Annotated in this window: 23 protein-coding genes; 12 read left to right on the forward strand and 11 right to left on the reverse strand. The window is 72.8% G+C overall.

What is annotated here, in order from left to right; translation table 11 throughout:
• Positions 1 to 91 precede the first annotated feature (91 nt).
• Both ACWGE1_RS12205 and ACWGE1_RS12210 read right to left on the reverse strand, forming a co-directional pair.
• Positions 92 to 469, reverse strand: coding sequence for a hypothetical protein (locus ACWGE1_RS12205; RefSeq protein WP_453420421.1), 378 nt, complete (start codon positions 467 to 469; stop codon positions 92 to 94).
• 114 nt (positions 470 to 583) lie between these two features.
• Positions 584 to 1339, reverse strand: coding sequence for a hypothetical protein (locus tag ACWGE1_RS12210; protein ID WP_453420422.1), 756 nt, complete (start codon positions 1337 to 1339; stop codon positions 584 to 586).
• 156 nt (positions 1340 to 1495) lie between these two features.
• Here ACWGE1_RS12210 and ACWGE1_RS12215 point away from each other — a divergent pair, with 156 nt between their 5' ends.
• Entirely contained in the window at positions 1496 to 2341 is an 846-nt protein-coding gene (locus ACWGE1_RS12215; protein WP_453420423.1) for an alpha/beta hydrolase family protein, read from the forward strand.
• Positions 2342 to 2395: 54 nt separating this feature from the next.
• On the opposite strand, the gene ACWGE1_RS12220 is transcribed toward ACWGE1_RS12215, so the two are convergent.
• The 3 genes from ACWGE1_RS12220 to ACWGE1_RS12230 all read right to left on the reverse strand — a co-directional run bounded on the left by ACWGE1_RS12220 (position 2396) and on the right by ACWGE1_RS12230 (position 5819).
• Positions 2396 to 3409, reverse strand: coding sequence for a TolB family protein (locus tag ACWGE1_RS12220; RefSeq protein ID WP_453420465.1), 1014 nt, complete (start codon positions 3407 to 3409; stop codon positions 2396 to 2398).
• 2 nt (positions 3410 to 3411) lie between these two features.
• The gene (locus ACWGE1_RS12225; RefSeq protein WP_453420466.1) at positions 3412 to 4782 is read right to left on the reverse strand and encodes an MFS transporter; all 1371 of its coding nucleotides are present in this window, start codon (positions 4780 to 4782) and stop codon (positions 3412 to 3414) included.
• Positions 4783 to 4916: 134 nt separating this feature from the next.
• On the reverse strand, positions 4917 to 5819 hold the full coding sequence (locus tag ACWGE1_RS12230) for a glycosyltransferase (RefSeq protein WP_453420424.1): 903 nt from the start codon (positions 5817 to 5819) through the stop codon (positions 4917 to 4919).
• 370 nt (positions 5820 to 6189) lie between these two features.
• On the opposite strand from ACWGE1_RS12230, the gene ACWGE1_RS12235 reads away from it, so the two are divergent.
• From ACWGE1_RS12235 to ACWGE1_RS12265, 7 genes are read left to right on the forward strand one after another with little or no spacing between them, the layout of a single operon-like run.
• The gene (locus ACWGE1_RS12235; protein ID WP_453420425.1) at positions 6190 to 7290 is read left to right on the forward strand and encodes a Gfo/Idh/MocA family protein; all 1101 of its coding nucleotides are present in this window, start codon (positions 6190 to 6192) and stop codon (positions 7288 to 7290) included.
• A 55-nt stretch (positions 7291 to 7345) separates the two neighbouring features.
• Positions 7346 to 8347 carry an NAD-dependent epimerase/dehydratase family protein gene (locus ACWGE1_RS12240; protein ID WP_453420426.1) on the forward strand — a complete coding sequence of 334 codons (1002 nt, stop codon included), beginning with the start codon at positions 7346 to 7348 and terminating at the stop codon, positions 8345 to 8347.
• The gene (locus tag ACWGE1_RS12245; protein ID WP_453420427.1) at positions 8344 to 9498 is read left to right on the forward strand and encodes a DegT/DnrJ/EryC1/StrS family aminotransferase; all 1155 of its coding nucleotides are present in this window, start codon (positions 8344 to 8346) and stop codon (positions 9496 to 9498) included. The genes ACWGE1_RS12240 and ACWGE1_RS12245 overlap by 4 nt, the downstream gene beginning before the upstream one ends.
• On the forward strand, positions 9495 to 10262 hold the full coding sequence (locus tag ACWGE1_RS12250; RefSeq protein ID WP_453420428.1) for a NeuD/PglB/VioB family sugar acetyltransferase: 768 nt from the start codon (positions 9495 to 9497) through the stop codon (positions 10260 to 10262). Before ACWGE1_RS12245 ends, ACWGE1_RS12250 begins: the two co-directional genes overlap by 4 nt.
• On the forward strand, positions 10259 to 11374 hold the full coding sequence (locus ACWGE1_RS12255) for a DegT/DnrJ/EryC1/StrS family aminotransferase (RefSeq protein WP_453420429.1): 1116 nt from the start codon (positions 10259 to 10261) through the stop codon (positions 11372 to 11374). The genes ACWGE1_RS12250 and ACWGE1_RS12255 overlap by 4 nt, the downstream gene beginning before the upstream one ends.
• A 39-nt stretch (positions 11375 to 11413) precedes the next feature.
• Complete coding sequence (locus ACWGE1_RS12260) at positions 11414 to 14713, forward strand: DUF4082 domain-containing protein (RefSeq protein ID WP_453420430.1); 3300 nt, start codon at positions 11414 to 11416, stop codon at positions 14711 to 14713.
• Complete coding sequence (locus tag ACWGE1_RS12265; protein WP_453420431.1) at positions 14710 to 15759, forward strand: glycosyltransferase; 1050 nt, start codon at positions 14710 to 14712, stop codon at positions 15757 to 15759. Before ACWGE1_RS12260 ends, ACWGE1_RS12265 begins: the two co-directional genes overlap by 4 nt.
• Before the next feature lie 17 nt (positions 15760 to 15776).
• Here ACWGE1_RS12265 and ACWGE1_RS12270 read toward each other — a convergent pair whose 3' ends face one another.
• Complete coding sequence (locus ACWGE1_RS12270) at positions 15777 to 16472, reverse strand: hypothetical protein (protein ID WP_453420432.1); 696 nt, start codon at positions 16470 to 16472, stop codon at positions 15777 to 15779.
• 82 nt (positions 16473 to 16554) lie between these two features.
• Between ACWGE1_RS12270 and ACWGE1_RS12275 the strand changes: the two genes are divergently transcribed.
• Together ACWGE1_RS12275 and ACWGE1_RS12280 are read left to right on the forward strand one after the other, a co-directional pair.
• Positions 16555 to 18567 (forward strand): O-antigen ligase family protein, encoded by a 2013-nt coding sequence (locus tag ACWGE1_RS12275; RefSeq protein WP_453420433.1) that lies wholly within the window; start codon positions 16555 to 16557, stop codon positions 18565 to 18567.
• The gene (locus ACWGE1_RS12280; RefSeq protein WP_453420434.1) at positions 18513 to 19484 is read left to right on the forward strand and encodes a glycosyltransferase family 2 protein; all 972 of its coding nucleotides are present in this window, start codon (positions 18513 to 18515) and stop codon (positions 19482 to 19484) included. The genes ACWGE1_RS12275 and ACWGE1_RS12280 overlap by 55 nt, the downstream gene beginning before the upstream one ends.
• 16 nt (positions 19485 to 19500) lie before the next feature.
• On the opposite strand, the gene ACWGE1_RS12285 is transcribed toward ACWGE1_RS12280, so the two are convergent.
• Positions 19501 to 20433 (reverse strand): sigma-70 family RNA polymerase sigma factor, encoded by a 933-nt coding sequence (locus ACWGE1_RS12285; protein ID WP_453420435.1) that lies wholly within the window; start codon positions 20431 to 20433, stop codon positions 19501 to 19503.
• 180 nt (positions 20434 to 20613) lie between these two features.
• Here ACWGE1_RS12285 and ACWGE1_RS12290 point away from each other — a divergent pair, with 180 nt between their 5' ends.
• Together ACWGE1_RS12290 and ACWGE1_RS12295 are read left to right on the forward strand one after the other, a co-directional pair.
• Positions 20614 to 21765: an amidohydrolase family protein gene (locus ACWGE1_RS12290; RefSeq protein WP_453420436.1), complete on the forward strand. Its 1152-nt coding sequence runs from the start codon at positions 20614 to 20616 to the stop codon at positions 21763 to 21765.
• A gap of 64 nt (positions 21766 to 21829) precedes the next feature.
• Entirely contained in the window at positions 21830 to 22309 is a 480-nt protein-coding gene (locus ACWGE1_RS12295; RefSeq protein ID WP_453420437.1) for a cupin domain-containing protein, read from the forward strand.
• On the opposite strand, the gene ACWGE1_RS12300 is transcribed toward ACWGE1_RS12295, so the two are convergent.
• The 4 genes from ACWGE1_RS12300 to ACWGE1_RS12315 are packed head-to-tail and all read right to left on the reverse strand — an operon-like array spanning position 22306 to position 26415.
• A complete protein-coding gene (locus tag ACWGE1_RS12300; protein ID WP_453420438.1) occupies positions 22306 to 23103 on the reverse strand; it encodes a glycosyltransferase family 2 protein in 798 nt (265 codons plus the stop codon). The two genes, ACWGE1_RS12295 and ACWGE1_RS12300, sit on opposite strands and share 4 nt — an antisense overlap.
• Positions 23104 to 23125: 22 nt before the next feature.
• Complete coding sequence (locus ACWGE1_RS12305; RefSeq protein WP_453420439.1) at positions 23126 to 24190, reverse strand: hypothetical protein; 1065 nt, start codon at positions 24188 to 24190, stop codon at positions 23126 to 23128.
• 6 nt (positions 24191 to 24196) lie between these two features.
• Positions 24197 to 25651 (reverse strand): oligosaccharide flippase family protein, encoded by a 1455-nt coding sequence (locus tag ACWGE1_RS12310; protein WP_453420440.1) that lies wholly within the window; start codon positions 25649 to 25651, stop codon positions 24197 to 24199.
• On the reverse strand, positions 25648 to 26415 hold the full coding sequence (locus ACWGE1_RS12315; RefSeq protein ID WP_453420441.1) for a chain length determinant protein: 768 nt from the start codon (positions 26413 to 26415) through the stop codon (positions 25648 to 25650). Before ACWGE1_RS12315 ends, ACWGE1_RS12310 begins: the two co-directional genes overlap by 4 nt.
• Positions 26416 to 26425: the final 10 nt, after the last annotated feature.

Below are 26425 nucleotides of genomic sequence, written 5' to 3' on the forward strand. Positions count from 1 at the left end.
GCCGTTGTACTGGACGTACTGCGGTGCTCCGACAACGCGGCGAGGTGCGGTGCCGGGCGGCGCGGGCCCGGCAAGATCCGAAAGAGACGGCCTAGTCGCCTTCCTCGATCCCGATGGACTCGGCCAGGTTCTTGTGGGCCCGGCCCGTCTCGCCCTGGCGCTCGCCCTGTTCCAGGAGAACGGCGGCGATCGCGTCGAGTTTGCGTTGGATCGCGTGCTCGGCCCGGCGTTCGGAGTTCTTCAGCAGGGCCAGGAGCAGCAGGGCGATCGCGCCCATCGCGTCGCCGAACAGGTGCTGCCAGCTCGTGTCCAGGTGGGCGAGGTGGGCGGCGACGAAGGCGGCCACCAGCAGGGCGCAGAACACGGAGAAGGCGGGCGAGCTGGTGAAGTTCGAGGCCAGCTCCGCCAGCTTCTCGAATGGTCCGAGCCGCCCCTGGCCGCCCTTCTTCGCGGGATGTTCGAAGGCCATGGTGTGCACGTGCCCGCTCGGGCCGCACCCCATCCCCTTCTGGCCGGTCAAGCACCCGACCGGCCCAGATCGGGGGCTGACCGTACGGTCACCTGGCCCACCCGGCCCCTACGGTCACTTCGCCCGTACCGGCGCCCACAGGCTGACGCTCCACACGTCCCCGTGCCCCACATGAGAGCCCCGCTCCTCTTCCTCGTCGTCCACGACGATCACCGAGACGTTGGACGCGGCCGCCCGGTATTCGAGGAAGCCGCCCTGGTCACCGACCGTCAGTTCCGGGGCTCCGGGGACGCGCCCGAGCTCCTCCCGCACGTCCGCCCAAGCGACGTGGCGGGGGAACCCGACCCCCGTCGTGCGCGCCCATTCCCGCGCCATGCCCCGGCCGGACGCGAGCCGGTGCAGCTCGATGGAGCCGCCGGACATGACCCACTCGTCGCCGGGGTTGAAGTAGAACTCGACGAATCCGTAGTCGCGGCGCAGCGACTCCCCTTCCTCGTCGACCACGTCGACGAAACGGTGGCGAATCGCCCGGTCGACCTCGCCGAGCGTGGAGCCGATGCCGATCCCGTGCAGACGGCCGGTCCTGAGGAACGAGGCGAGGAAGTCGATGCCGGTCACGGCCAGTTCTCCGATGTGTCGTGCAGGGCTTTGCTCCATTGTGTCCGGCGCACCGGCGACCGGGGTCGAGGGCTCGGCCAGGTCCTCCCGGTAGAGGCGCGCCTCCGGAAGCAGCAGGCGGACTCCTCGGTGGATCACCACGGAGAAGGCCGCCGCTTCGCCCGGTGGCACGATGCGTGCCGAGAGGTCCGCGGCCAGTTGGCCGAGCGGGCTCCTGAGCCGGTATCTGAACGTTCGTATCACTGCACTCACTTGACGAGCCTTCTGGACTGCGGGGTTCCGCCTTGGCTCTCCCCGCTCATTGCCGCGGCAGGCCGACGGGGCCGGAGACCGGAAACCGTTGAATGTGATCCGCGAAGTACGCAGGATGGCCCTGAGCGAGGGAGGTCCGTCATCACGTCCGTCGAAGTGACCACGCGGACCGTGCGCGCCGAGGACGGTGCCACGGCCCAGGTCCGGCTCCACCGCAGGCCCGGGGACCCGACGGCCCCGGTGCTGGTGTGTCTGCCCGCCATGGGCACCAGGGCCGTCTCCTACACCCCGCTCGCGGAGGCCCTCGTACGGGCGGGGTTCCAGGTGGCCGTCGGTGAGTTGCGGGGGCAGGGCACGAGCTCGGTCCACGTGCGGCGCGGGGTGCGCTACGGCTACCACGAGATGGTGACGTACGACTGCCCCGCGCTCTTCCGGGCGGTCGAGGACGCCTTCCCCGGGGCGCCGCGCCATCTGCTGGGGCACAGCCTCGGCGGGCAGCTCGGCACGCTCTACCTGAGTCAGGAGCCGCACATGGCCGCGGGCGCCGTCCTGGTCGGCGCCCCGTCCTGCCACTACCGCGGCTGGCCCTTCCCACAGAGCCTGGGCATGCTCGCGGGGTTCCAGCTCGCGGCCGCCTTCGCCTCGGTGTACGGGTACTTCCCGGGCCGGCGCATCAAGGTGCTGGGGAACGACTCGGCGCAGGTCCTGCGTGACATGGCCACCCAGGTCCGAACGGGCCGCTACGACGTGCCGTCCTCACCGGTGGACTTCGAGCCCTGGCTGGCCAGGATGGACCTCCCGGTGCTGGCGGTGGCCGTCAGGGGCGACGGGATGGCCCCGGCCGCCGGGGTGCGGGGGCTCGCCGACAAGCTCACGAGCGCGCGGGTGACGCACTGGGAGCTCGTACTCGGCGATCGCACGCTGGGCGGCAGGCACTACGGCTGGATCCGCGACAACGCCGCGCTCGTCGAACGGGTACGCGCCTTCGTGGACCGGGCCTGACGCCCTCCCCCGGTCCGTTCACCCGGTCCGTTCACCCGGTCCGCCCCCGGCGCGTCAGCCGAGGCGGGCCGGGGAGGAGGCCCCGGGGGCCAGCAGCCGCGGGGTGCCGCTGCCGTCGGCGGGCACGGTCCACAGGTCCGTGCTGTCGGCGGCGCCGTCGGTGGGCAGGCCGTAGGCGAGCGTACGGTCGTCGAGCCAGGCGGCCTGGTCGTCCACGCTGCGCTTCTCCGCGAGCGCGTGCTCGCGCAGCGTCCCGAGGTCCATCACGTGCTCGCGCCAGAGCGAGGCTCCGGCGCGGACGCGCTTCTTGTACGCGATGCGCGTCTCGTCCGGGGACAGGGACGGGCATTCGACGTTCTTGGCGAGGGTGGTGACCTTGCGCCCCGAGATCGAGCCCCTGACCAGGTGGGTCTCGCCGCCGGTGGAGAGGGTGGCGTAGAAGGTGTCGTCGTCCTTGGAGAAGGTGACGCCCCAGAAGTTCACGTCCTGGGCGCGGTGCTCCCGGCCGTCCATGGAGATGGCGAACTCCTCCAGGTTGGGCTCCAGCTTCCAGGTGCGGGTGTCCACGATCGCGGTACGGGTGGAGAAGAAGGCGGCGCCGTAGGACTCCCCGGACACGAAGACGGTCCAGGCGGCGAACCGGCCGCTGGGCGAGACACGGGCCCGGCTGGGGGTGCCCGCCAGGGGGAAGCTGCGCAGTGTGCGCAGCTCGGCGTCGACGATCACGGCCTTGTTGTCCTGGGCCAGCGCGCCCGGTGCGGAGCGCAGGCAGACCCCGGTGCCCGCGGCGGCGTGGAAGCGCTGGCAGCTCAGGTCGGACGCGGTGCGCTCGGAGTCGGGCGCGTCGGCGGGGACCGAGGCGAGGGCCCCGCGGTGCGGGCCCTGCCCGCCGTTGAGGAAGGCCAGGGAGCCGGGCCGGGTCAGCGTGACGGCGCCCGCGGCGACCGTCGGGCCGCCCGCCGACGGCTTGTCGTCGCGGGAGGCCGCGCGCAGCACCAGCGCGGCGGCGAGGCCGCCGAGCAGCAGCACCGCCACCGCGAGGACGAGCAGGCGGCGTGACTTCGACAGCGTCATCTGGGGGGCCTCACGGGCTTCGGGTTCGGGTTCGGGCTCGGTTCGCGTCGGGTGGTGTCGTCCGGCGCCGCCGGACGCAGGACGAAGCCGGCGACGGCCGCGCAGCACAGCAGGCCCGCTGCGGCGGCGGCCAGTGCCGGGCCGGTGCCCCACAGCGTCCACGCCCCGCCGAAGGCCAGCGAGCAGCCGAAGCGGGCCAGCGCCTGGCCGGTGCCGACCAGGGCCAGGCCGGTGGCGCGCAGTTCCCCGGGGACGGTGGCGGCTACGGCGGCGGGCAGCACGCCGTCGGTGGCGGCGTAGAACATGCCGTGCAGGGCGAGGACGAGGTAGGGCAGCGCCGGCCAGGCGGGGGCCCACAGCAGCAGCGCGTAGCCGGCCAGCAGGAGGGCGTGCCCGGCGAGGAACACGGTGCGCCGGCCGATCCGGTCGGCGAGGGCCCCGGCGGGTACGGCGAGCAGCAGGAACACGGCGGCCGTGCCCAGCGGCAGGAGCGGGAACCACTGGTCGCCGATGCCGGTGCGGCGTTGCAGGAGGAGGTAGACGAAGGCGTCGCTGACGGTGGTCAGGCCCAGCAGGACGGCGCAGATCGCCAGGTTGCGCAGCCGGGGCAGCCGCAGCAGGCCCAGTGCGTCGCGCAGCCGGACGGGGGTCGGCCGGTCCGGGGCAACGGCACCTTCCACGGCCCGGTCCGGCCGGGTCCGGGGCCGGGTCGAGGGCCGGGTCCCGGTTTCTGCGTCCCCGGACGGGACGAAGAGCATGAGCACCACGACGCCCAGCACCGCGATGCAGGCGCTGACGCCGAAGACGGCGTCGTACCCGTCGACCGCGACGCTCAGGATCAGGAAGGCGGCGAGCGGACCGAGCAGCGCCCCGGTGGTGTCCATGGCCCGGTGCACACCGAAGGCGCGCCCTTGTAACTCGGGTGGTGTGGACAGGGATATCAGCGCGTCGCGCGGGGCGGTGCGCAATCCCTTGCCGGTGCGTTCCAGGGTGAGGATCACGCTGATCGGGCCCAGGCTGTGGGCGAGGAGCAGCAGTGGCTTGCACAGGGCGGAGAGGCCGTAGCCGATGCCGGCGATCAGCTTGTGGTTGCGGACCCGGTCGGCGAGGTGGCCGCCGGTCAGCTGCACGAGCGCGCTGACCCCGTTGTAGACGCCGTCGAGCGCCCCGAAGCCGAGGGGACTGAGGCCCAGCCCGGCGATCAGGTACAGGGGCAGGACGGCGGTGACCATCTCGGAGGAGATGTCGGTGATCAGGCTGACCGTGCCCAGTGCGAGAACGGTCCCGGCGACGGCGGGAGCCCGGACGGGTCCCCGGTCCGGAGCGGTCTTCGCGCCCGCGGGCGCGGAGCGGTCCGCGAGGTACATGCTCTGGAGCTCCCGGTGCTGACGGACTGAGTTCACTCGAACGTGCGAGTGGAACCCTAATGGTTGTACGGGCCAACAGTGGGGCGTACGAAGGGATTCGGCCGCATCCCCCGAGGCCGGCCCCCTCGCCCCGCTCAGCCCTGCCGGCTGCTCTCGTCCCGCAGCCAGGTGGAGAAGTCCTGGTTGCGGATGGCCCTGCGGGAGCCCCGGCGGGCCGCGAGCGCGGCCACCACGAACACCACCACCCCGGGCAGCAGCGCCGGCCGTTCCTTCACCAGGGCGCGCAGATCGGCCGTGCCGGTGCGCGCGGACGGCGCGCCGGCCCCCTCCGGCGCGCGCTCCGACATCTGCTCCGCCGGCCGCGCTGCGTCCCGCTGCGACGCCTGGAAGCGCTCGAACTCGGCCGAGGAGGTCGCCGCACGGATCCGACGCCTGATCAGATCGGACCAGGTGCGGGGCGGGTGGACGACGACCCTCGCCTCCTCGACCACGCGCCGCTCCCCCGGCCCGAACGCCTGCGAGGCGGCCAGGTCGTCGGCCATCAGCGGGGGGAGCGCGGCGATCCGCGCGTGCCCCGCCTCGGACACGGCGATGACCCCCCGGCCGAACAGGCCCTCGCGGACGGCGGGCAGCCGCTGCCACACCCGGTAGTAGGCCCGGACCGGCCAGGCGCAGCCGGCCAGCGGGATGTCCCGGCCGGGGGCGGCGGCCAGGAGGGCCGGGCTCCGGTCGAGGGCGCCCGTGAGGGCCCGTACGTCGGCGGCCCCGACGACGACGTCGGCGTCCACGTACAGCCGGGGGAAGCCCCGCGCGTGCTCGTCGCCGACCCGGAGCGCCCGGTGTTTGGAGGGGGTCGGGATCTCCACCACGCGCACGCGGCCGCCGCGCTCGCCCGCCACCCGGGCGGTGTCGTCCGTACAGCCGTTGCACACCACGACGATGTCGGGTCCGGTCGCCGAGGTGTCGGCCAGGAGCGCGTCGAGGAGCCGGCCGATGACCCGGCCTTCGTTGTGGGCCGGGATCACGATGCTGGTCACCCGGGCAGTATGCACGGTCGAACACCCGCTCCAGGCGATTACGCCAACTCTGCCCGGGGGTAGGCCCGGTGGACTAGATTGAGCGGCGCCGACCGGATTCGGCACGCTTCGGCGACGCCTGGATCCGGAACGGGCAGGTGCGGTAGGCGGTACGGGTTCGGCTGCTTGTGGGGAACAGGCGGTCGGCCGGGGGGCGAAGCACGCGAATCACGTAGAGCATCGGTTGTGGGGGGCCATCACCGTTGAGCAGGTCACGCACGGGACGTGCAGACGTCCGGGCTGCCGTCGACGGCTTTTCCCTCCATCACGCGCGTCCCGGCCATGAGTTGTCGACACGCCGTCCGGCGTGCGCGGAAGGAAGGGGAACGCAGTGAAGGACACCGCGAAGGACGCGGGGCAGGGCGTCGGCGCCACCGGCCGGGGGCCCGCGGCCCCCTTAGGTGTCGCCGTGGTCGGTGCGGGCTACTGGGGCCCCAATCTCGTCCGCAACTTCCAGTCCAGCGAGCAGTTCCGGCTGCGGTGGCTCTGCGACCTGAACGTGGAGCGGGCCCGGCAGGTGCTCGGCGGGTACTCCACGGTCCAGGCGACCGGCGACTACGAGGCGGTCCTCGCCGACCCGGACGTGGACGCGGTCGCGGTGGCCACTCCGGCGGGCACCCACCTGGACGTCGCACTCGCCGCCCTGCGCGCCGGCAAGCACGTCCTCGTGGAGAAGCCGCTGGCCGCCACGTACGAGGACGGTCTGCGGCTGGTGAACGAGGCCGAGGAACGCGGTCTCACCCTGATGTGCGACCACACGTACTGCTACACCCCGGCGGTGGGCCGGATCCGGGAGATGGTCCGCTCCGGTGAACTCGGCGAGATCCACTACGTGGACTCGGTACGGATCAACCTGGGGCTCGTCCAGAAGGACGTCGACGTCCTGTGGGACCTGGCCCCCCACGACCTGTCCGTCCTGGACTTCATCCTCCCCGACCACGTCCAGCCCGTCGCCGTCGCCGCCCACGGCGCCGATCCGATCGGCGCCGGGCAGTCCTGCGTGGCCTATCTGACGCTCCAGCTGAGCACCGGCGCCATCGCGCACGTGCACGTCAACTGGCTCTCCCCGACCAAGGTGCGCACCACCATGGTCGGCGGGTCCAAGCGCACCCTGGTGTGGGACGACCTCAACCCCACCCAGCGCGTCGCGGTGTTCGACCGGGGAGTGGACCTGAGCACCCCGCAGGAGATCGGCGCGGACGAGCGCCGGGACATGCTCGTCTCCTACCGGACCGGCGACATGGTGGCGCCCGCGATCGGTGAGAAGGAGGCCCTGCGCAGCATGGTCGAGGAGTTCGCCGCGTCCATCAGGACGGGCCGGCCTCCGCTGACCGACGGCCGCGCCGGACTGAAGGTGCTGGACATTCTGGAAGCCGCCTCCCGGAGCCTGGAGTTCCGCGGAGCGGTCGTCGGACTGCGCACCGGACGTTGACCGTTCGCATTCCGATCACTTGCAAGACCGTGAACGATTCAGTGGGGGCAGGGCGTTGAGCAGCGTACGAGGCAAGAGGATTCTGGTCACCGGAGGGGCGGGCACGATCGGCTCGCACCTGGTGGACCTGCTGGTGGACAACGGGGCCCGCGAGGTCGTGGTGCTCGACAACTTCGTGCGGGGACGGAGGGCCAATCTGGCCCGTGCCCTGCCGAGCGGCGTGGTGGACGTCGTCGAGGGCGACATCCGCGACGTGGCCGCGGTGCGCAAGGCGACGGAGGGTGCCGAGCTGGTCTTCCACCTCGCCGCCATCCGGATCACCCAGTGCGCGGAGGAGCCGCGGCTGGCGAACGAGGTCATGGTGGACGGCACGTTCAACGTGCTGGAGGCGGCGGCCGCCGCCGGAGTGGGCAAGGTGATCGCCTCGTCCTCCGCCTCGGTCTACGGCCTGGCCGAGCAGTTCCCGACCACCGAGCGCCACCACCCGTACAACAACGACACCTTCTACGGTGCGGCGAAGGCCTTCAACGAGGGGGTGCTGCGCAGCTTCCACTCCATGTACGGGCTGGACTACGTGGCGCTGCGCTACTTCAACGTGTACGGCCCCCGGATGGACATCCACGGGCTCTACACCGAGGTGCTGATCCGGTGGATGGAGCGGATCGCCTCGGGCGAGCCGCCGCTGATCCTCGGCGACGGCCTGCAGACCATGGACTTCGTCGACGTCCGGGACATCGCGCGCGCCAACCTGCTGGCCGCCGAGTCGGACCTGACCGACGAGGTGTTCAACGTCGCGAGCGGCACCGAGACCAGCCTGCTCCAGCTCGCGCACGGCCTGCTGGAGGCGATGGGCGCCGACGGCCTGGTGCCCGAGCACGGCCCGGCCCGCGCCGTGAACGGCGTCACGCGGCGGCTCGCGGACACTTCTCGGGCCGCGCAGCGGCTCGGCTTCACGGCGGAGATCGACCTGCGCACCGGCCTGCGGGACCTGGTGGACTGGTGGCGGGCCGAGCGGGCCGCGGACACCGGCGCGGCGGCGGCGGAGGCGGGCCGATGAGCGCCCCGGACGCCGCTCCGGCCCGGATCCCGGTGATGGTGCCCTGGCTGGGCGAGGAGGAGGCGAAGGCCGCCGCCGACGCGGTGCTCTCCGGCTGGGTGGCCCAGGGCCCCCGGGTCGCCGAGTTCGAGCGGGCCTTCGCGGACCGGGTGGGTGCCGAGCACGGCATCGCGGTGAGCTCGTGCACCACCGCCCTGCACCTGGCCCTGATCGCGCTGGACCTCGGTCCGGGCGACGAGGTGATCGTCCCCTCGCTGTCGTTCATCGCCACGGCCAACGCGGTGCGCTACGTGGGTGCGCGGCCGGTGTTCGCGGACGTCGAGGAGGCCACCGGCAACCTCACCCCGGCCACCGTGGACGCGGTCCGCACGCCCCGTACGAAGGCGGTGCTCGCCGTCCACCAGGGCGGGGTGCCCGCGGACGTGCACGCGCTGCGCGCGGCGTGCGCCGGATGGGACCTCGCCCTGGTGGAGGACGCCGCCTGCGGCATCGGCGCGACGGTCGGCGGCAAGTCGGTCGGCCAGGGCGCGCTGCTCGCCGCCTGGTCCTTCCACCCCCGCAAGGTGATCACCACCGGCGAGGGCGGCATGGTGACCACGGACGACGCGCAGTGGGCGGAGCGGCTGCGCCGGCTGCGCGAGCACGGCATGAACGTGTCCGCCGCGCAGCGGCACGCCAGCAGCAAGCCGATCGTCGAGAGCTATCTGGAGGTCGGCTACAACTACCGGATGACCGACATCCAGGCAGCGGTCGGCCTGGTGCAGCTCGGCAGGCTGGACGAGATCGTGGCCCGGCGGCGCTCGCTCGCCGCCCGGTACGCGCAGCTGCTGGGCGGGGTCCCCGGTCTGCGCCCGGTCCGGGACCCCGCGCACGGCCAGGGCAACTTCCAGTCGTACTGGGTGCTGCTCGCGGAGGACTTCCCGGTCGGCCGGGACGAACTGCTCGCGGTGCTCTCCGAGGCCGGGATCTCGGCCCGGCGCGGAATCATGGCCTCGCACCTGGAGCCGGCGTACGCGGGCCACGGCGCGGCCCCGCTGCCGGTCACCGAGAGGATCAGCCGCGACTCCCTGATCCTGCCGATGTTCCACACCATGACGGACGACCAGCAGGACCGGGTGGTGACGGTGCTGCGGGAACAGGCCGGCGGATGAACGGGCCGCAGGGCACCGAGGACCTGCTGATCGTCGGCGCGGGCGGCTTCGCCCGGGAGACCGCCCAGGCGGTCCGGGACGTGGCCGCCGCCGACGTGGCGCGGGGCCGTCCGCCGCGGTGGCGGCTCGTCGGACACCTCGACGACGATCCGGCCCTGGCGGGCCGGGACGTGGACGGGGTGCCGGTGCTGGGCGGCAGCGAGCGGGTGCACGAGCTGTGGGCCGCCCGCGTGGTGGTCTGCGTGGGCAGCCCGCGCGACTACGCGGTACGCGCCCGTGTGGTGCGGCGCCTGGGACTGCCCGTGAACCGCTACGCGACGGTGGTCCACCCCACGGCGGTGGTGTCGGCGTCCTCGATGCTCGGCGCGGGCTCGGTGCTGCTCGCGCACTGCGTGCTGACCGCCGCCGTCCGGGTGGGGTCCCACGTGGCCGTGATGCCGCAGGTGGTCCTCACCCACGACGACGCGGTCGGGGACTTCGCCACGCTCGCCTCCGGGGTGCGCCTCGGCGGCGGGGTGCGGCTGGGCCGGGGGGCCTATGTGGGTGCGGGCTCGCTGGTCCGCGAGTGCACGACGGTCGGCGCCTGGTCGCTGACCGGTATGGGAAGCACGGTCCTGGCCGATGTGCCGCCCGGCGAGGTGTGGGCCGGGAGCCCGGCCCGGCGGCTGCGCGCGGCGGACGCCCCGGCGCTCGACGAGCTGCGGACCGATGGGGAGATGACCGGCCGGTGGCCGGGGACACGGATGGGGAGCACAGTCGCATGAACCAGATACCGCTCGTCGACCTCAAGGCGGCGCACGCCGAGGTGGCGGAGGAATTACGGGCAGGATTCGACCGGGTGCTCGCCGACACCGCCTTCATCGGCGGCGCGGAGGTCCGCGCGTTCGAGCGCGAGTACGCCGAGTTCGCCGGCGTCGGGCACTGCGTGGGGGTCGCCAACGGCACCGACGCCCTCGAACTGGCCCTGCGGGCCGGCGGGGTGGGCGTCGGCGACGAGGTGGTGCTGCCCGCGAACACCTTCATCGCCACCGCGGGCGCCGTCGCCCGGATCGGCGCCCGGCCGGTGCTGGTCGACTGCCTCCCCGACACCCTGCTGATGGACCCGCGGGCCGCCCTGGAGGCGGTGGGCGAAGCCACCCGCGCGGTCGTCCCCGTACACCTCTACGGGCAGTGCGCCGACACCGCGGCGCTCGTGGCGGGGTTGCCGGCGCACGTGCGGATCGTCGAGGACGCCGCGCAGAGCCAGGGTGCGACCCGGGACGGCCGCTCCCCCGGCAGCGGGGGCATCGCCGCGACCAGCTTCTACCCGGGCAAGAACCTGGGCGCGTACGGAGACGCGGGCGCGGTGGTCACCGACGACGAGGAGAGCGCGGACCTGGTCCGGGCCCTGGCCAACCACGGCGGCATCGCCAAGTACCGGCACGACGTCGCCGGGTTCAACAGCCGGCTGGACGGTCTGCAGGCCGTGGTCCTGCGGGCGAAGCTGGCCCGGCTGGCGGAGGGGAACGAGGCCCGCCGGGCCGCCGCCGCCCGCTACGACGAGCTGCTCGGCGAGCTCGCCGCCGCCGGGCGGATCACCCTGCCGGTCACGGCGCAGGGCAATGTCCACGTGTGGCACCTGTACGTCGTACGGGTCGCCGGAGCGGACCGCGACACCGTCGTGGGCAAGCTCAACGCGGAGGGCATCGGCGCGGGCGTGCACTATCCCGCCCCGGTCCACCTCACTCCGGCCTTCGGCCACCTCGGCCACGGCCGCGGCGACTTCCCGCACGCCGAACAGGCGGCGGACCGGATGCTCTCGCTCCCCCTCTTCCCGCAGATCACCGCTGCCCAGCAGCAGCGGGTCGTGGACACGCTCCGCGACGCCCTGCGCTGACCCCGCGCCCCGCGTGCATACGTAAACAATGAGGTCCAGATGAACAAACGGACAAGGTTGCTCCGGTACGGTCTCTTCACCGTCATCGCGGCCTTGATGGCCACGGTCCTGCCGCCGGCGGCGGTGGCCGGTGCGGCTGATCCCTGCGGTCCCACCACGAACGCGATCGTGTGCGAGAACTCCAAGCCCGGCACGCCGATGGAGGACTGGTTCGCACCCAGCGCGTACGGCGACATCAAGGGCTTCCCGGCCCAGACGAGTGTCCAGGCCGGCGAGACCGTGCAGTTCAAGATCCAGTCGCCGACGGCGTACAAGGTCTCGGTCTACCGCCTCGGCCACTACGGGGGCAGCGGCGCGCGCCTGATGTCGACCGCCGCCCAGGCGGCCCAGACGTACCCGGCGAACTTCCCGGCGGGCGGGAATCCGGCGACCTGCGCGAAGAAGGCCGCCACCGGCCTGGTCGACTGCGGCAACTGGCCCGTCACCGCGACGTGGACGGTGCCGGCCGATGCCGTGTCCGGGCTCTACGTCGTCAACTTCGACCAGGCGGACGGCAACGGCGTGATGCCCTACCCGTTCGTCGTCCGCAACGACTCCAGCCACTCCGACATCGTGGTGCAGACCAGTGACCAGACCTGGCAGGCCTACAACAACTACGGCGGCCAGGACCTGTACGACGGCGGCGGCCCCGCCCCGGACGGGCGGGCGTACGAGGTCAGCTACAACCGGCCCATGGACATCGGCGGGGACAACGGGATCTACGGGTCCGAGTTCCAGATGGTCGCGTGGCTGGAGCGCAACGGCTACGACGTGAGCTACATGACCGGCATCGACATGTCGGTCCGCGGCGCGACCCTGCTGCAGAACCACAAGGTGTTCATGTCCTCCGGGCACGACGAGTACTGGACCCAGGACCAGTTCACCAACGCGCTGAACGCGCGCCGCGCCGGGCAGCACCAGACGTACTTCGCGGGCAACGAGATCTTCTGGAAGACCCGGCTCGCCCCGAGCATCGACGGGGCGAACACCGCCAACCGGACCCTGGTCTCGTACAAGGAGACCAAGCTCTCCTTCCCCCAGCCGAACGGCATCCCCGACCCGAGCGGAATCTGGACGGGCACCTTCATGGACCCGGCCAGCGCCACGGGCGGACGGCCCTTCCAGCCGCAGAACCAGCTGACCGGCTCGATGTTCAGCGTCAACGGCTACCGCAGCGACGCGATCACCGTGCCCGGCACCTTCGCCAAGCAGCGGCTGTGGCGCAACACCACGGTCGCGAACCTCACCCCCTCGCAGACCGCCACGTTCCCGCAGGGCACGCTGGGCTACGAGTGGGACAGCGACGTGGAGAACGCCAGCCGGCCGGCCGGGCAGATCACGATGTCCTCCACCACGGTGGACATCGAGGACGGCAAGCTCCTCAAGGACTACGGCAACACGTACGGGAACGGCACGGCGACGCACAGCCTGGTCGCCTTCCGCGACCAGACCTCGCACGCGCTGGTGTTCGGCGCGGGCACGGTGCAGTGGTCCTGGGGCTTGACCAACATGCCCACGAGCAACCCGGACGACGCCGTGGTCACCGCGGACAAGCGCATGCAGCAGGCCACGGTGAACGTCTTCGCCGACATGGGCGTCCAGCCCAAGTCCCTGCAGAGCGACCTGGTCGCCTCCACCGCCTCCACGGACACCGTGGGCCCGGCGGTCACGGTGACCAGTCCCGCGGCGAACGCGACCGTACCGGCGCTGCGGCCCGTGACCATCACGGGCACGGCCGCCGACACCGGCGGCGGCGTCGTCGCCCGGGTGGAGGTGTCCACCGACGGCGGGACGACCTGGAAGGCGACCACCGGCCTGGCGTCCTGGAGCTACACGTGGACCCCGACCGTCCCGGGCGCCGCGCAGATCAAGGTGCGCGCGGTGGACGACAGCGTCAACATCGGCGCCACCACCACCGTGCCGCTGACCGTGGGACCCCAGCAGTGCCCCTGCACCGTGTGGCCCGCCGCGGCCGTCCCGGGCACCGTCAACGCCGGTGACGGCAGCGCCGTCGAGCTCGGCGTGAAGATCCGTTCCTCCGTGGCCGGTTCGATCACCGGCGTCCGCTTCTACAAGTCCCCCGCCAACACCGGCACCCACACCGGCAGCCTGTGGAGCAGCTCCGGCCAGCGCCTGGCCACCGGCACCTTCACCAACGAGACGGCCTCCGGCTGGCAGCAGCTGAACTTCGCCACCCCGGTCCCGGTCAAGGCGAACACCACTTACATCGCCTCCTACTTCGCCCCGCACGGCGGTTACTCCTTCGACACCACCTTCGCCGGCGGCGCCGCGGGCCTGGCCCCGCTCACCGCGCTCAAGAGCGGTACGGACGGCGGCAACGGCGTCTACCGCTACAGCGGCACGGGCGGCTTCCCGTCCACCGCCTCGTCCGGCAGCAACTACTGGGTGGACGCGGTCCTGGACACCGCCACCGCGAGCACGACCCCGCCCAGCGTCACCGCCACCTCGCCGCAGTCGGCGGCGACCGGCACCCAGATCACGGCGGCCGTGACGGCCACCTTCAGCAACGCCATCGACGTGGACACGCTGGTGTTCTCCGTCAAGGACTCCGGCGGCGCCACCGTCGCGGGCACCAAGGTGCTGGGCGCGTCGAACAGCGCGACCTTCACCCCGTCCTCCGAACTGGCCCTGAACTCCACCTACACGGCGTCGGTCCAGGCCGCCGACCTGTGGGGCAACGCCATGGCCGCGCCGGTCACCTGGAACTTCACCACGAGCGCGAGCCCGCCGACGGTGAACTGCCCCTGCACGCTGTGGAACAGCGCGGCGACACCGAGCACCGCCAACGTCGGCGACGATGCCAACTCCGTGGAACTGGGCACCCGTTTCCAGTCCGCGGTGAACGGCTACATCACCGGCGTCACCTTCTACAAGGGCCCCGGCAACACCGGTACGCACACCGGCAGCCTGTGGTCCGCCACCGGCACCCTGCTGGCCACCGGCACCTTCGGCAGCGAGACCCTGACCGGCTGGCAGCAGCTGCAGTTCGCCACCCCGGTGCCCATCACCGCGGGCACCACCTACGTGGCCTCGTACCACGCGCCCAACGGCAACTACTCGGTGGACGGCGGCTACTTCACCGGCGCGCACCGGTCCTATCCGCTGGTGGCCCCGGCCGACACGGCCGGGAGCGCCAACGGGCTCTACAAGTACGGGTCGGCCACGGCCTTCCCGTCGAACACCTTCGGCTCGGTGAACTACTGGGTCGGCCCGATCTTCTCCACCACCGCGCCGGCCGCCCCGCAGTCCGGGCTGTCCACGGAGGTGAGCGGGCAGTGAGCACGGTCAGCGTGGTGATCCCCTGCTACAAGTACGGCCACTTCCTGGCGGACTGCGTCAAGAGCGTGCTGGACGAGCAGGAGGGCGTCGACGTCCGGGTCCTGATCATCGACGACGCCTCGCCCGACGACTCCGCGGAGGTCGCCCGCGCGCTGGCGGCCGCCGACCCGCGGATCGAGGTACGGGTCCACGAGAGCAACAAGGGCCACATCGCCACCTACAACGAGGGCCTGCTGGAGTGGGCCGACGGGGACTACGTCGCCCTGCTGTCGGCGGACGACCGGCTGGTCCCCGGGGCCCTGGTGCGCGCCGCCGCCCTGCTCGACGCCCATCCGGAGGCGGGTTTCTGCTACGGCAGGCCGCTGCGGTTCCTGCACGGCGGGCCGCTGCCGGCGGCCCGCACCCGGAGCACCGGATCGGTCGTCTACCCCGGACGGTGGTGGCTGGACCGGCGGTTCCGGGAGGGCACCGGGTGCATCACCTCACCCGAGGTGGTCGTCCGCACCAGCCTGCAGCGCAAGGTCGGGGGCTACGATCCCGAGCTGCCGCACGCGGGTGACATCGAGATGTGGATGCGGCTCGCGGCGCACGCCGACGTGGGCTACATCCGGGGTGCAGACCAGGCCTTCTACCGGGTCCACGGCAACAACATGTCCACCACGGACTTCGGCGGACAGCTCGACGACCTGCGCCAGCGGCTCGTCGCCTTCGACTCGGTGCTCGACAAGTGCGGCGGGCTGCTGCCGGGTGCCGAGCGGCTGGCGCTGTCGGCGCGCACCCGGCTCGCCCGGTACGCGCTGCGGCGCGCCTACCGGGCGTACGACCGGGGACGCACCGCGGTGGTACCGGTGGACGAGCTCGTGGAGTTCGCGGCCGAGTGCCTGCCCGGGGACTACACGAAGCTGGCCGAGTACCGGGCGCTGCTCAGGCGCCGGCGCATCGGGGCGCGCACCATGCCCTACCTCCAGCCGCTCGTGCTCTCGGCCGTTGCCGACCGGGGGCGCGAGTGGCTGTGGTGGCGCTCCTGGAAGCGTCGAGGGATTTGATGATCGGACCGCTTCGTTCAGCGGGTCGCCCCGGCGAGGGGCGCCCGCTCGGGCTCCTCGGCCCGGATCACCGGACCGGCGTCGGCGGAGTTGCGCCGGCGCCGGCTCCGGCGTGTCAGGAGCCGGTCGGCCCACAGGGCCGCGACCACGCCGCCGACCGCACCCAGCAGGGCCGCTCCGGCGAGGCCGCGGCTCTTGGTGCCGGTCTGCACCACCGCGGTGGGCGGCACCAGGAGCGTCACGCTCATCCGCGCGGAGTCCGGGACGCCCTGCTGCGTCTGCATGTCCGTCAAGTGCTTCGTGTAGATCTCGATGATCTTCCGTACGGCCATGTCGGCTGCGGCCGGGTCGGCCTGCTCCGCCTGGATCTGGAGCGAGGGGATCAGATAGCGGGGGGTGACGCTGGTGCCGCTGTTCCGCGGGATCAGCCGGTAGGTGCCGTGCACTCCCGCGGCGCGGAGCTCCTCGGCCCCCGCGGGCGAGTCCAGCTGCTGCACGGCCGCGTAGGAGACGGCGGCCAGCGGTGGCTGCAGATTGGCCAGTTGGTTGGGCTGGTTGTCCGTCACCGGCGGCTTGAGCACGACGATCGCCGTACTCAGGTACGTCTGGGTGGGGTGCAGCACTTGCAGGGCCCCTGCGGCCGCGAGCACCGCCGCCACGACCAGGACGTACCAGCGCCGACGCAGCGCACGGACCAACTCACCAGGCGACACAGGGATATTCCTTCCGTTGTGACCGATCTTTCCAGGACACGGGTAGGTCCGCCATCAATTGCGTTTCCCTCGCGGGGTGTTCATGAGCATCGGTGAGATCGTCGCGGTGCTCCGGCGCCGCTGGTACGTGATGGTTCCGCTGACGCTGATCAGTCTGCTCGCGGGGGCTCACCTGTACCGTTCGGTGCCGGTGGCCTACCAGTCGCAGAGCTCGGTGGCGCTGCTCGACTCCACGGCGGTCGCCGAACTGGCCCCCGCCTTCGGCAACCCGATCGCGAACGCCGGCGGCTCCCTGGTGGTCACCGCGGACGTGCTGATCAGAACGCTGTCGGGGACGGACGCGGCACGTGACCTGCACGGCATCGGCGTGACCGACCCCTACACGGTCGGGTTCGCCGCGAACACCTCGGGTCCGATGCTCACGCTGACCGTGACCGGAACCGACCGTGACAAGGTGCTGGAGGAGACCAACAAGCTGACCGCCTTCGCCGGGGAGACGCTCAACGCGCTCCAGGTGGCGGCCAAGGTCAAGCCCGCGTACATGGTGCAGACGGCCCCCGTGGTGCTGCCGCAGACCCCGGTGCCGCAGATGAAGAGCCGCTACCAGCAGGTGCTGGGCGTCGTCATCCTGGGCACCACGGCCGCCTTCACCTTCTCCTTCCTGACGGACAGCCTGCTGGCGGCGCTGCGGCGGCGGCGCGCGTCAGCGGCGCCCGCCCGGGGGCGCGGCCGCCGTAAGCCCTGGGGGCGGCAGCTGGATGCGACCGCCCTGCTGAGCTGCTATCTGGCACTGGCCTTCTTCATCCCCTCGAACCTGACCCTGCCCGGGATGGGCGGGGTGGGCACCCCGGCCAACGTGTTCGCCCTCCTCGGCCTGTTCTGGTACCTGGCGGCCTGGATCACCGGCCGGATCCGGCCGGCCCCCGGGACCCGCCTGCCGCGTGTGGTGATGTGCCTGCTGGCCTTCTCGGTGCTGGCCTCGTACCTCGGGAACGCGATGCGCGGCAGCTCGCACAAGGAGGTCCTGGCGGCGGACCGCGGGCTGATCGGGCTGCTCGTCTGGGTGTCCCTGGTGGTGCTGGTCTCCGCCGGGATCCAGGACCGGGCGCGCCTGGACGTCCTGCTGCGCCGGGCCGTGGTGATGGGGTCGGTGGTGGCCGCCATCGGCTTCTACGACTTCTTCACCGCGACGAACATCGCCGACAGCATCAGCATCCCGGGCCTGAAGTCCAGCGTCGCCCAGATCACCACCCTGGACCGGGGCTCCTTCACCCGGCCGCGGTCCACCACGGCGCAGCCCCTGGAGTTCGGCGGGATGCTCGCCATCATGCTGCCCTTCGCCGTGCAGCAGGCCTTCGATCCGCTGCGGCGGCACCTGCGCGCGTGGCGGCGCTGGGGGCCGGTGGTGCTGATGGGCGGCGCGCTGCCGCTGACCGTGTCGCGTACCTCCATCATCGGGGCGCTCATCGTGATCCTGGTGATGGTGCTGCGCTGGAAGCCGGAGAGGCGGTGGGCCGCGATCGGTCTGCTGATGGGCGCGGTGGCCTGCTTCAAGGTGATCATCCCCGGGCTGATCGGCACCATCACCGCGCTGTTCGGCTCGTTCCTGGCGAACTCCGACAGCAGCACCCAGGCCCGGACGGTCAAGTACAGCGCGATCGTCCCCTATCTCCAGGAACGGCCGCTGTTCGGACGGGGCTTCGGCACCTTCCTGCCCGAGCTGTTCTTCTTCACCGACAACCAGTACATGCTCACTCTGGCGGAAATGGGCCTCGTGGGGCTGGTCGTGCTCCTGGTCCTCCTGTTCACCGGGATCCACCAGGGCGGTGCCATCCGCCGGCTGGCCCGCACCGAGTCCGACCGGGAACTGGGTCAGGCGTTCTTCGCCTCCGCCCTCGTCTCCCTGGTCATCGCCGCCACTTTCGACGCCCTCAGCTTCCCGATGTTCGCCGGGGTGTTCTTCCTGACGATCGCCGCCGGAGGCAGCTACCTCGGGTTCATCCGGCGCGCGGCGCCGGAGCCCGCAACCGTGGAGTTCCCATGCAGTTCACCCAGCCAGCAGACCGCCGACCGGAGCCGGGTGCCGGCCCCGTAGCGGTCCTCGTCGTCACCTGGAACAGTGCCCCGGTGCTGCCCGAGTTCCTCGCCTCGCTGCCCGAGGGCATGGCCGGGCTCGACTGGCGCCTGGTCGTCGCCGACAACGACTCGGCCGACGGCACCGTGGAACTGGTCCGCTCCCTCGCCCCGGACGCGACGGTCGTCCAGACGGGCCGCAACGCGGGCTACGCGGCCGGCGTGAACGCCGCCCTCGGGGCCGCGACCGCGTGGGAGGGCGGCTTCCGGGCGGCCCTGGTCTGCAATCCGGACGTCCGGATGAGGCAGGGCTGCGCCAAGGTGCTCGTGGACGCACTCGGCACGGGCGCACCCGGCGGCGGCCGGGTCGGGATCAGCGTCCCGCTGCTGTACGAGGAGGACGGCCGTACGCTCCTGCTCTCGCTGCGCCGCGAGTCGCGGGTGACCCGGGCACTCGGCGAGGCGGTGCTGGGCAATCGCCGGGCGGGGCGGTTCCCGCTCTGGAGCGAGCTGGTCACCGACCCGTCCGCGTACGGGCGGGCGACGGTCGCGGACTGGGCGACCGGCGCGCTGATGGCCCTGTCCGGGGAGTGCCTGGAGGCGTGCGGGCCCTGGGACGAGTCCTTCTTCCTGTACTCGGAGGAGACCGAGTACTGCCTGCGGGCCCGGGACCTGGGCTTCGTCACCCGGCTGGAGCCCTCGGCCACGGCCACCCATCTCGGCGGGGACTCGCAGGTCTCGCCCCGGCTGTGGACCCTGCTGACGCTCAACCGGGTCCGGCTGTACGGGCGCCGGCACGGGGCGGCGGCGACCGCCGCGTTCCGCGCGGCCGTGCTGCTGCGGGAGACCTCCCGGGCGGCGCTCGGCCGCCCGGCCAGCCGGGCGGCCGCCCGCGCCCTGGTCAGCCCGTCCGCACTGCGGGCCACGCCCGGGCCGTGACGCCTCCCGGGCCGCCTCAGGGGGTGGGCGGACGGATTCCGGTGAGCTTGTCGGGGTTGGTGACCGAGAAGACGCCGGTGATCCGGTCCCCCTCGGGGGACAGGTCCACCACGACGACGGCGAGCGGACTGCCGTCGGCGAAGACGAGCGCGCCGGGGTCGCCCGCCACCCGGCGGTAGCGCAGGTCGAGGCCCTCCGCCGGCAGGGCGCGCGCCACGGCCATGAACACGGCGGCGACGCGGTCGCGGCCGTGGACGGGGTGCAGGCTGACCGCGGGACCCTTGCCGCCGCCGTCGGTCCAGAGCGTCACATCGGGTGCGAGGAGTTCGAGGAGCGTGCGCAGGTCCCCGCCGAGGGCGGCCGCGGCGAAGCGCTCGGTGACCCGGGCGTGCAGGTCCGCCCCGGGCCGGTGCCGGGGCCTGCGGGCGTGGACGTGGCGGCGGGCCCGGGTGGCGAGTTGACGGACGGCGGTCGGCGAGCGGTCCAGGATCCGCGCGATCTCCGGGTGCGCGAATCCGAACACCTCGTGCAGGACGAACACGGCGCGCTCCAGCGGGGACAGCGTCTCCAGCACGACGAGCAGCGCCATCGACAGGGCCTCGGCGCGCTCGGCGCCGTCGGCGCCGTCGGCGCCGTGATCGTCGGCCGTCGTCAGCGGCTCGGGCAGCCACGTCCCCACGTAGGTCTCCTGACGGCGGCTCATTTCCGTGCGTCGGGCGAGTGCCTGGTTCACGGCGATCCGCACCAGGTACGCCCGGGCGTTCTCGACGGGCTCGGCTCCGGGCCTGCGATGCCGGGCGGACCAGGCCAGCCACACCTCCTGGAGCGCGTCCTCGGTGTCGGCGACGGTGCCCAGCATGTTGTAGACCACCGAGAACAGCAGTTCGCGATGGCCGAGGAAGCGGTCGGTGACGGAGTCGATCGGGTGGGGCTGCGGCGTGGCGGTCATGCGTCCTCCTTGTCTGCCGTGACCGAAGAGGTCCGCCGGGCCGGGAGTGTGACACGCAACGGCCCGGGTGTGAGCCGCGTCACGACGCCCTGCCCCGATGTCACAGCCGGAGCCCGCTTCGCCCTCTGTGGTGGCGTCCGGGGAGGAGCGGCCTTTCCGGCGCGCTGAGGAGGACCTTTCATGCGTACACGGATCCACGGCGTCCGCGTCTTCGACGGCGAACGCAGCCCCGGTGTCCGGGACGTGGTCCTGGAGGACGACCTCGTCGTGGCGGTCGGCGCCCCCGCGGCGGCCGGGCCCGCCGATGTCGAGGTCGACGGCCGGGGCAGGACCCTGCTGCCCGGGCTGATCGACGCGCACACCCATGTCTTCGACGGCAGTCTCGCCGAGGCCCTGCGCCACGGGGTCACCACCGAGCTCGACATGTTCTGCCTGCCGCGCCCGCTCGCCCGGCACCGGCAACTCGCGGCCGACCGCGACGACGTGGCCGATCTGCGGAGCGCCGGCACGGTGGCGACCGCGCCCGGCGGCCACCCGACCCAGCTCGTCGCCGCGCTGACCGGCACCCTGCTGGACCCGCAGGACGTGACGGAGATCGACTTCGTGACGGACCCGGAACGGGCCCCGGACTTCGTGAAGGCGCGGCTCGCCGAGGGCAGCGACTTCCTCAAGCTCGTCATCGACGACGGGACGGTGCACGGCACGGACCTGCCCGTCGTGTCACCGGAGGTCGCGGGCGCCCTGACCCGGGCCGCCCGCGCGGCCCGGCTCCGGGTCGTCGCCCACGCGGTCACCGCCGCCGACGTGGTCACCGCCCTCGACGCCGGCGTGGACGGGCTCGCCCATGTGTGGGCCGACCTCTCCCCGCAGGACCCGGCGGGTGGGCGTCTCGCCCGGCGCGTCCGCGAACAGGGCGTGTTCGTCGTGTCCACGCTGGCGTACTTCGAGGCGGTCGATGCGCAGGGGTCCGGTGCGGCGGGCTGCGTGCCCCCCGGCCGGTACCCGGCAGCCGTCGGCGCGCTCCGTGCGCTGCGCGAGGCCGGGGTCCCGCTCCTCGCCGGGACGGACGCCACCCCGTTCACGCCCGCCCACGGCGCGGGGCTCCACCGTGAACTGGCGCTGCTCACGCAGGACGGCGGCCTGCGCCCCGAGGAGGCGCTGACCGCCGCGACCGCCCTGCCGGCCCGCCACTTCGGTCTGGCCGACCGGGGCCGGATCGCCCCGGGCCTGCGCGCGGACCTGCTGCTCGTGGAGGGCGACCCGACGCGCGACCTCTCGGCCCTCGGCGCGATCGCCGCCGTCTGGCGCCGCGGGGTCCGGCAGACCCGCTGAGCCCCCGCCCCCGTCGGCCGCCTTCCCCTCCGTCCCGCACCCGTTCCTGGAAAGGACCACACCCATGTCCCACGACCGCTTCGTCCTCCTCGGCGAGGGAGAGGCCCGGCCGGGCCGGCTCCCGCTGCCGCCCGCCTTCTCGGTGAAGGCGACCACGGCGGACACCGAAGGGCGGTTCTCCCTCCTCGAAGTGGTGCTGGCCCGGGAGATCCCGCGCCACACCCACCACCTCGCGGACGAGAGCGTGTACGTGCTCGACGGCGAGCTGCTCGTCGACTTCGGGGACGACTGCCACACACTGACCGCCGGACAGTTCGTGCTGCTCCCGCGCGGTGTGCCGCACGCGCTGCGTCCCGGTGCCGGGCGGCCTCCGCGGGTGCTGCAGATCTCCTCGCCGGGTGGCTGGGAGTGCTTCGTCGAGGACATGATCGAGGCCGGGCCGCGGCTCAGCGTGAACGGCCGGCTGGATCCGGCCCGGCTGAACCGGATCGCCGGGCGGCACGGCATCACGTACGAGGAGACGGCCACCCGGGGCACCCCCTAGGGGGTGTCCCAACGGGTCCAGAAGCTCTCCGGGTTGACCAGGTAGCGGACGGTCGCCCGGGGCACGTGGCGCACCTCGTGGCGGCGGCCGTAGCGGCGGACCAGTTCCCAGTCCTCGCGGGGCAGTACCTCGGGGGTCCGGCGCAGCCGGCTGAAGTACAGGGACCGGTTGCGGCGCGCGACGAAGGCGTTGGTGTCGAGGAATGCCTCGCGGGCCGCCCGGCGGCGGTCGAACGGCACCGACAGGACGTCCCGGTCGGTGCCGTCGGGCAGCACCCTGCGCAGTGCGGTGTAGACGGCGTCGGGCCCGCCGGGGGGCTCCAGTACGGCCAGGGCCTGCTCCAGGTGGTCGGGCTCCCACAGGTTGTCGTCGTCCAGGAAGGCCACGTAGCGCGATCGGGTCAGCCGGATGCCGACGTTGCGCACGACACCGGCGGTCGCCGTGTTGCGGGCCAGGGACACCGCGAACAGCCGCGGGTCGTCAGGCAGTCCGGGCAGTCCGGCGCCGTCGTCCACGACGATGACCACCTGGTCGGTCACCGACTGGTCGAGGGCGGAGCGGACCGCCGCGCGCAGGGCCTCGGGGCGCCGGTGGGTGGGAATGACGGTGGCGACCAGGGCGGCCGGGGGCGCGCCGAGGACCGCGGCCAGCCGGCGGGTCTCGGCGTCCTCGAAGCGGCGCAGCCGCAGGGCGGAGGGGGCCAGCAGGACCTTGTTCCTGGCTTCGAAGAGCGCGAGCCAGCCGAAGGTCCGCTTGAGCAGTTCCCAGGGGGCCCGCGCGATCCGGCGCATCATGTCCTGTCGGTCCTCTCGGTGGTCAGGAGGCGGGTGGGGGGTCGACGGGCCTGCCGTCGGACATGCGGTTGCCCTTCCACACGTTCCCGGCGCCGCCCGCGTTCCAGGCGGTGGCCGCGCCGTAGGCCCCGCTCGCCGGGTGGTACTGGGTGGAGAAGACGTTGTTGGTGATCTGGATGCCGCTGGAGCCCGGGCCGCCGCCGTAGAGGGCGTACGCTCCCCCGGCCAGCCAGTTGCCGTCGACGACGACGGAGGAGACCACTCCGGTGTCGGCGAACAGGCCCACGGCCGCGGTGGCGCCCCGGTCGACGGCCGTGGGGTTCAGCAGGGTGTTGCGGCGGACGGTCAGCCGGCCCTTGTTGCCGCCTCCGCTGATGACGGCGTCGGTGTGCTGCCATTCGCCGCCCTGGTTGCGGAAGGCGACGAGGTCGTGCACGTAGTTGTCGTGCAGGTCGCCCTGGCCCATGGACAGGGCGTTGCCGAACACCGAGATGTCGCACCAGCCGACCTCGATCGAGCTGCCGCCCATGTTCGACACCGCGTAGTTCACCCCTCCGTTGTCGGGGCCCTTGCCCGGCACGGCGGTGATGGTGGTGTGCAGGACCTTCAGTCCGCTGTAGCCGGGGCGCAGGTTGACGCCCCACCAGTTGGTGGAGGTGATCCTGCTGTCGATGATCGTGACGTCGTTGGCGTAGATGTCGAGGGAGCCGCGGATGTCCCAGCCCTTGATGACCGTGCCGTCCTGCTTGACGGACATGTTCCCGGTGTCGTGCCGTTCCAGGTCGATCCGGGGGCCGGTGGTGCTGGCGTCGGGGAATCCGCAGGTGCCGGGCGAGGTGCAGGCGGGGGCGGAGGGCGAGGGCTCGCTCGCCCCCGGCGAGGGGGTCGGGGAGGGCGGGCCGGAGGTGGTCGGCGAGGCCGAGGGGGCGGGTGGGGCCGTGGCGGAGGGCGTGGCGCTCTCCGCGGTGCCGGGCGCCGCCGAGTGCTCGCTCACGCCGGTGCGGTCGGCCCGGTAGAGGGTGAGGACGACCGCCAGCAGAACTCCGGCGAGCAGCCACGCCCCCAGGCGCCTTCGGTGCTGGGTCACGACTGCCTACCCCTTGAGTAAGGCCCGGCCGGGCAGGAGGCACAGGACGTAGGCGAGGGTGCCGGCGGCTCCGGTCGCCAGGAGCGCGAGCACGCTGTCGCCCAGGTACCGCTCCAGGACGAGGAGAACGGCGGCCATCACCGCTCCGCCGAGGAGGGGCCAGGCGCAGGCCCGGGCGACGGTGCCCAGGCGGATGCCCCCGCGGTGCAGGGCGACGAGGAACACGGGGACGACGACGGCGCCGGCGACCAGGACGTGCCCCTGGGCCACCCCGACGATCCCGCCGGTGTCGGCACCGATCACGAGGACCGGAATCAGGATGATCAGCCAGAGTCCCTGGACGCCGATGAGCGAGCGGCGCCGGCCGATGGCCACCAGGCAGTCGTAGGCGAGTTCGCAGCCGATGCGGACCAGGCCGAGGGCCATCAGCCAGGGCAGGGCGGCTGCGGCGGGCAGCCAGCGCTCGCCGTAGACGAGTTCGACGATCGGGGCGGCGAGGGCGGCGAGCAGCACGCAGAGCGGGACGGTGCCTGCCACCACGACGCCCAGGGCGCGGCCGAATCCGGCGGCGAGTGCCTGTGGCGATTCGGCCAGCCGGGAGAAGCCCGCGAAGGAGACGCGGCGGGCCGCTTCGGAGATGATGCGCACGGGCCAGCCGGAGATGTTGAAGGCGAGCACGTAGAAGCCCAGGGCCAGGGGGTCCAGGGCCGAGCCCACCACCATGGTGTCCACGTTGACCACGCCGAGGGCGAGCATGCTGGCGCCGGCGAGCGGCAGTCCGAACTTCAGCAGCGCCCGGGCCTGTTCCCGGTCCCAGCCGAACTTCAGGGTGCCGGGTGCGGCGAGGCAGCAGCCGATGAGCGCGGCCACGTTGCCCACCACCGATCCCCAGGCGAAGCTCATGGCGCCCCAGCCCTCGACGGCGAGCAGCAGGGTCACGGCGGTGCTGAGGACGAAGTTGAGCCCGTCGACGGCCATCCGACGGCCCTGCGCGAACTCCCGGGTGAGGAAGCCGGCGGGCACCTGGGAGAGCCCGTCGAGGATCACGCACAGGCACATCACCCGCAGGACGCCGGAGGCCTCGGGCGAGCCGAGCACCTCGGCCACCGCGGGGGCGACCGCGAACAGCACGGCGTACAGCAGGCAGCTGGAGACCGCGCTGAGGGTGAGGACGGTCGGGGCGAAGCGGCGCGGGTCGCCCTCCCAGCGCACGATGGCCAGCGAGACGCCGAGTTCGTTGGCGGAGAGCAGGACCAGCAGGACGGTCTGGGCGATCCCGTACACGCCCCAGGCCTCGGGGCCGAGGAAGAAGCGGGCCAGGACGATGCCGGTGGCGAAGTTGCCGAGGCGCATGACGACGGTGTTGATCAGGCTCCACTTGGCTGCGGAGCCGACCTTGCGCCCCAGCGAGGGCGCCGCCGCCGGGGTGGTGCTCGCGGTGTCCGCCGCGGGGCCGGTCACGGCGATCCGCCCGTACGGGGGCCGGCCGCGCCGGAGCCGGCCGGGTGGGCGACCGTCATCTGCAGGGTGGCCGTCGGGTCACCGGCGCCGTCGGCGGCCGGTTCACCGCCCTCCCCGCCCTCGCCGCCCTCGCCGGGGGCGGGCCGGTGCTTGCCGGGCGACGGCCGCCGGCGCTTGCGGGCCTCCACGAAGAAGGTGGCCACCAGGCTGAGTACGAAGCCCGCCGCGCCCGCCATGATCAGGAACTGGAGCCGGGCCTTGGTCTGTGCCTCGGGCTTCTGGGGAGGCACGATCGTCGCCATCCGGATCATGGCGTCGGGCGTCACCGACTGCTGGGTCTGGAACTCCAGCAGCCGCTTCTCGGCGTACTTGGTCAGGATCTCGTCCGACTTCAGCACGGCGGCCCGGTCGGTCCCGACGACGCTGAGCCACATGTAGGGGCCCAGCGCGTTGTCGGCGATCTTCGCCTCGTGCACTCCGGTGACGCCGAGGGACTTGAGGTCGGCCTTGGCGTCGTCGGAGTTGAGGTTGCGGGCCAGGCCGTCGGCCATACCGGTGAGCGAGGCCTGGGTGCTCAGGAAGGGGTTGCCGTCGAAGGCCACCGTGGCCTTCTTCGAGTTCAGCAGCGTCACCGTGCTCTGCGACCGGTACTCCACCGGGACCAGCAGGTACACGGCGGCGGTGAGCGCCGCCGTGATCAGCAGTCCGGGCAGCAGCACGTACCAGCGTCTGCGCATGACCCGCCAGATCTCCGCGAGATCCATGGTCTTCCCC

Source organism: Streptomyces sp. NPDC054932 (assembly GCF_053610205.1).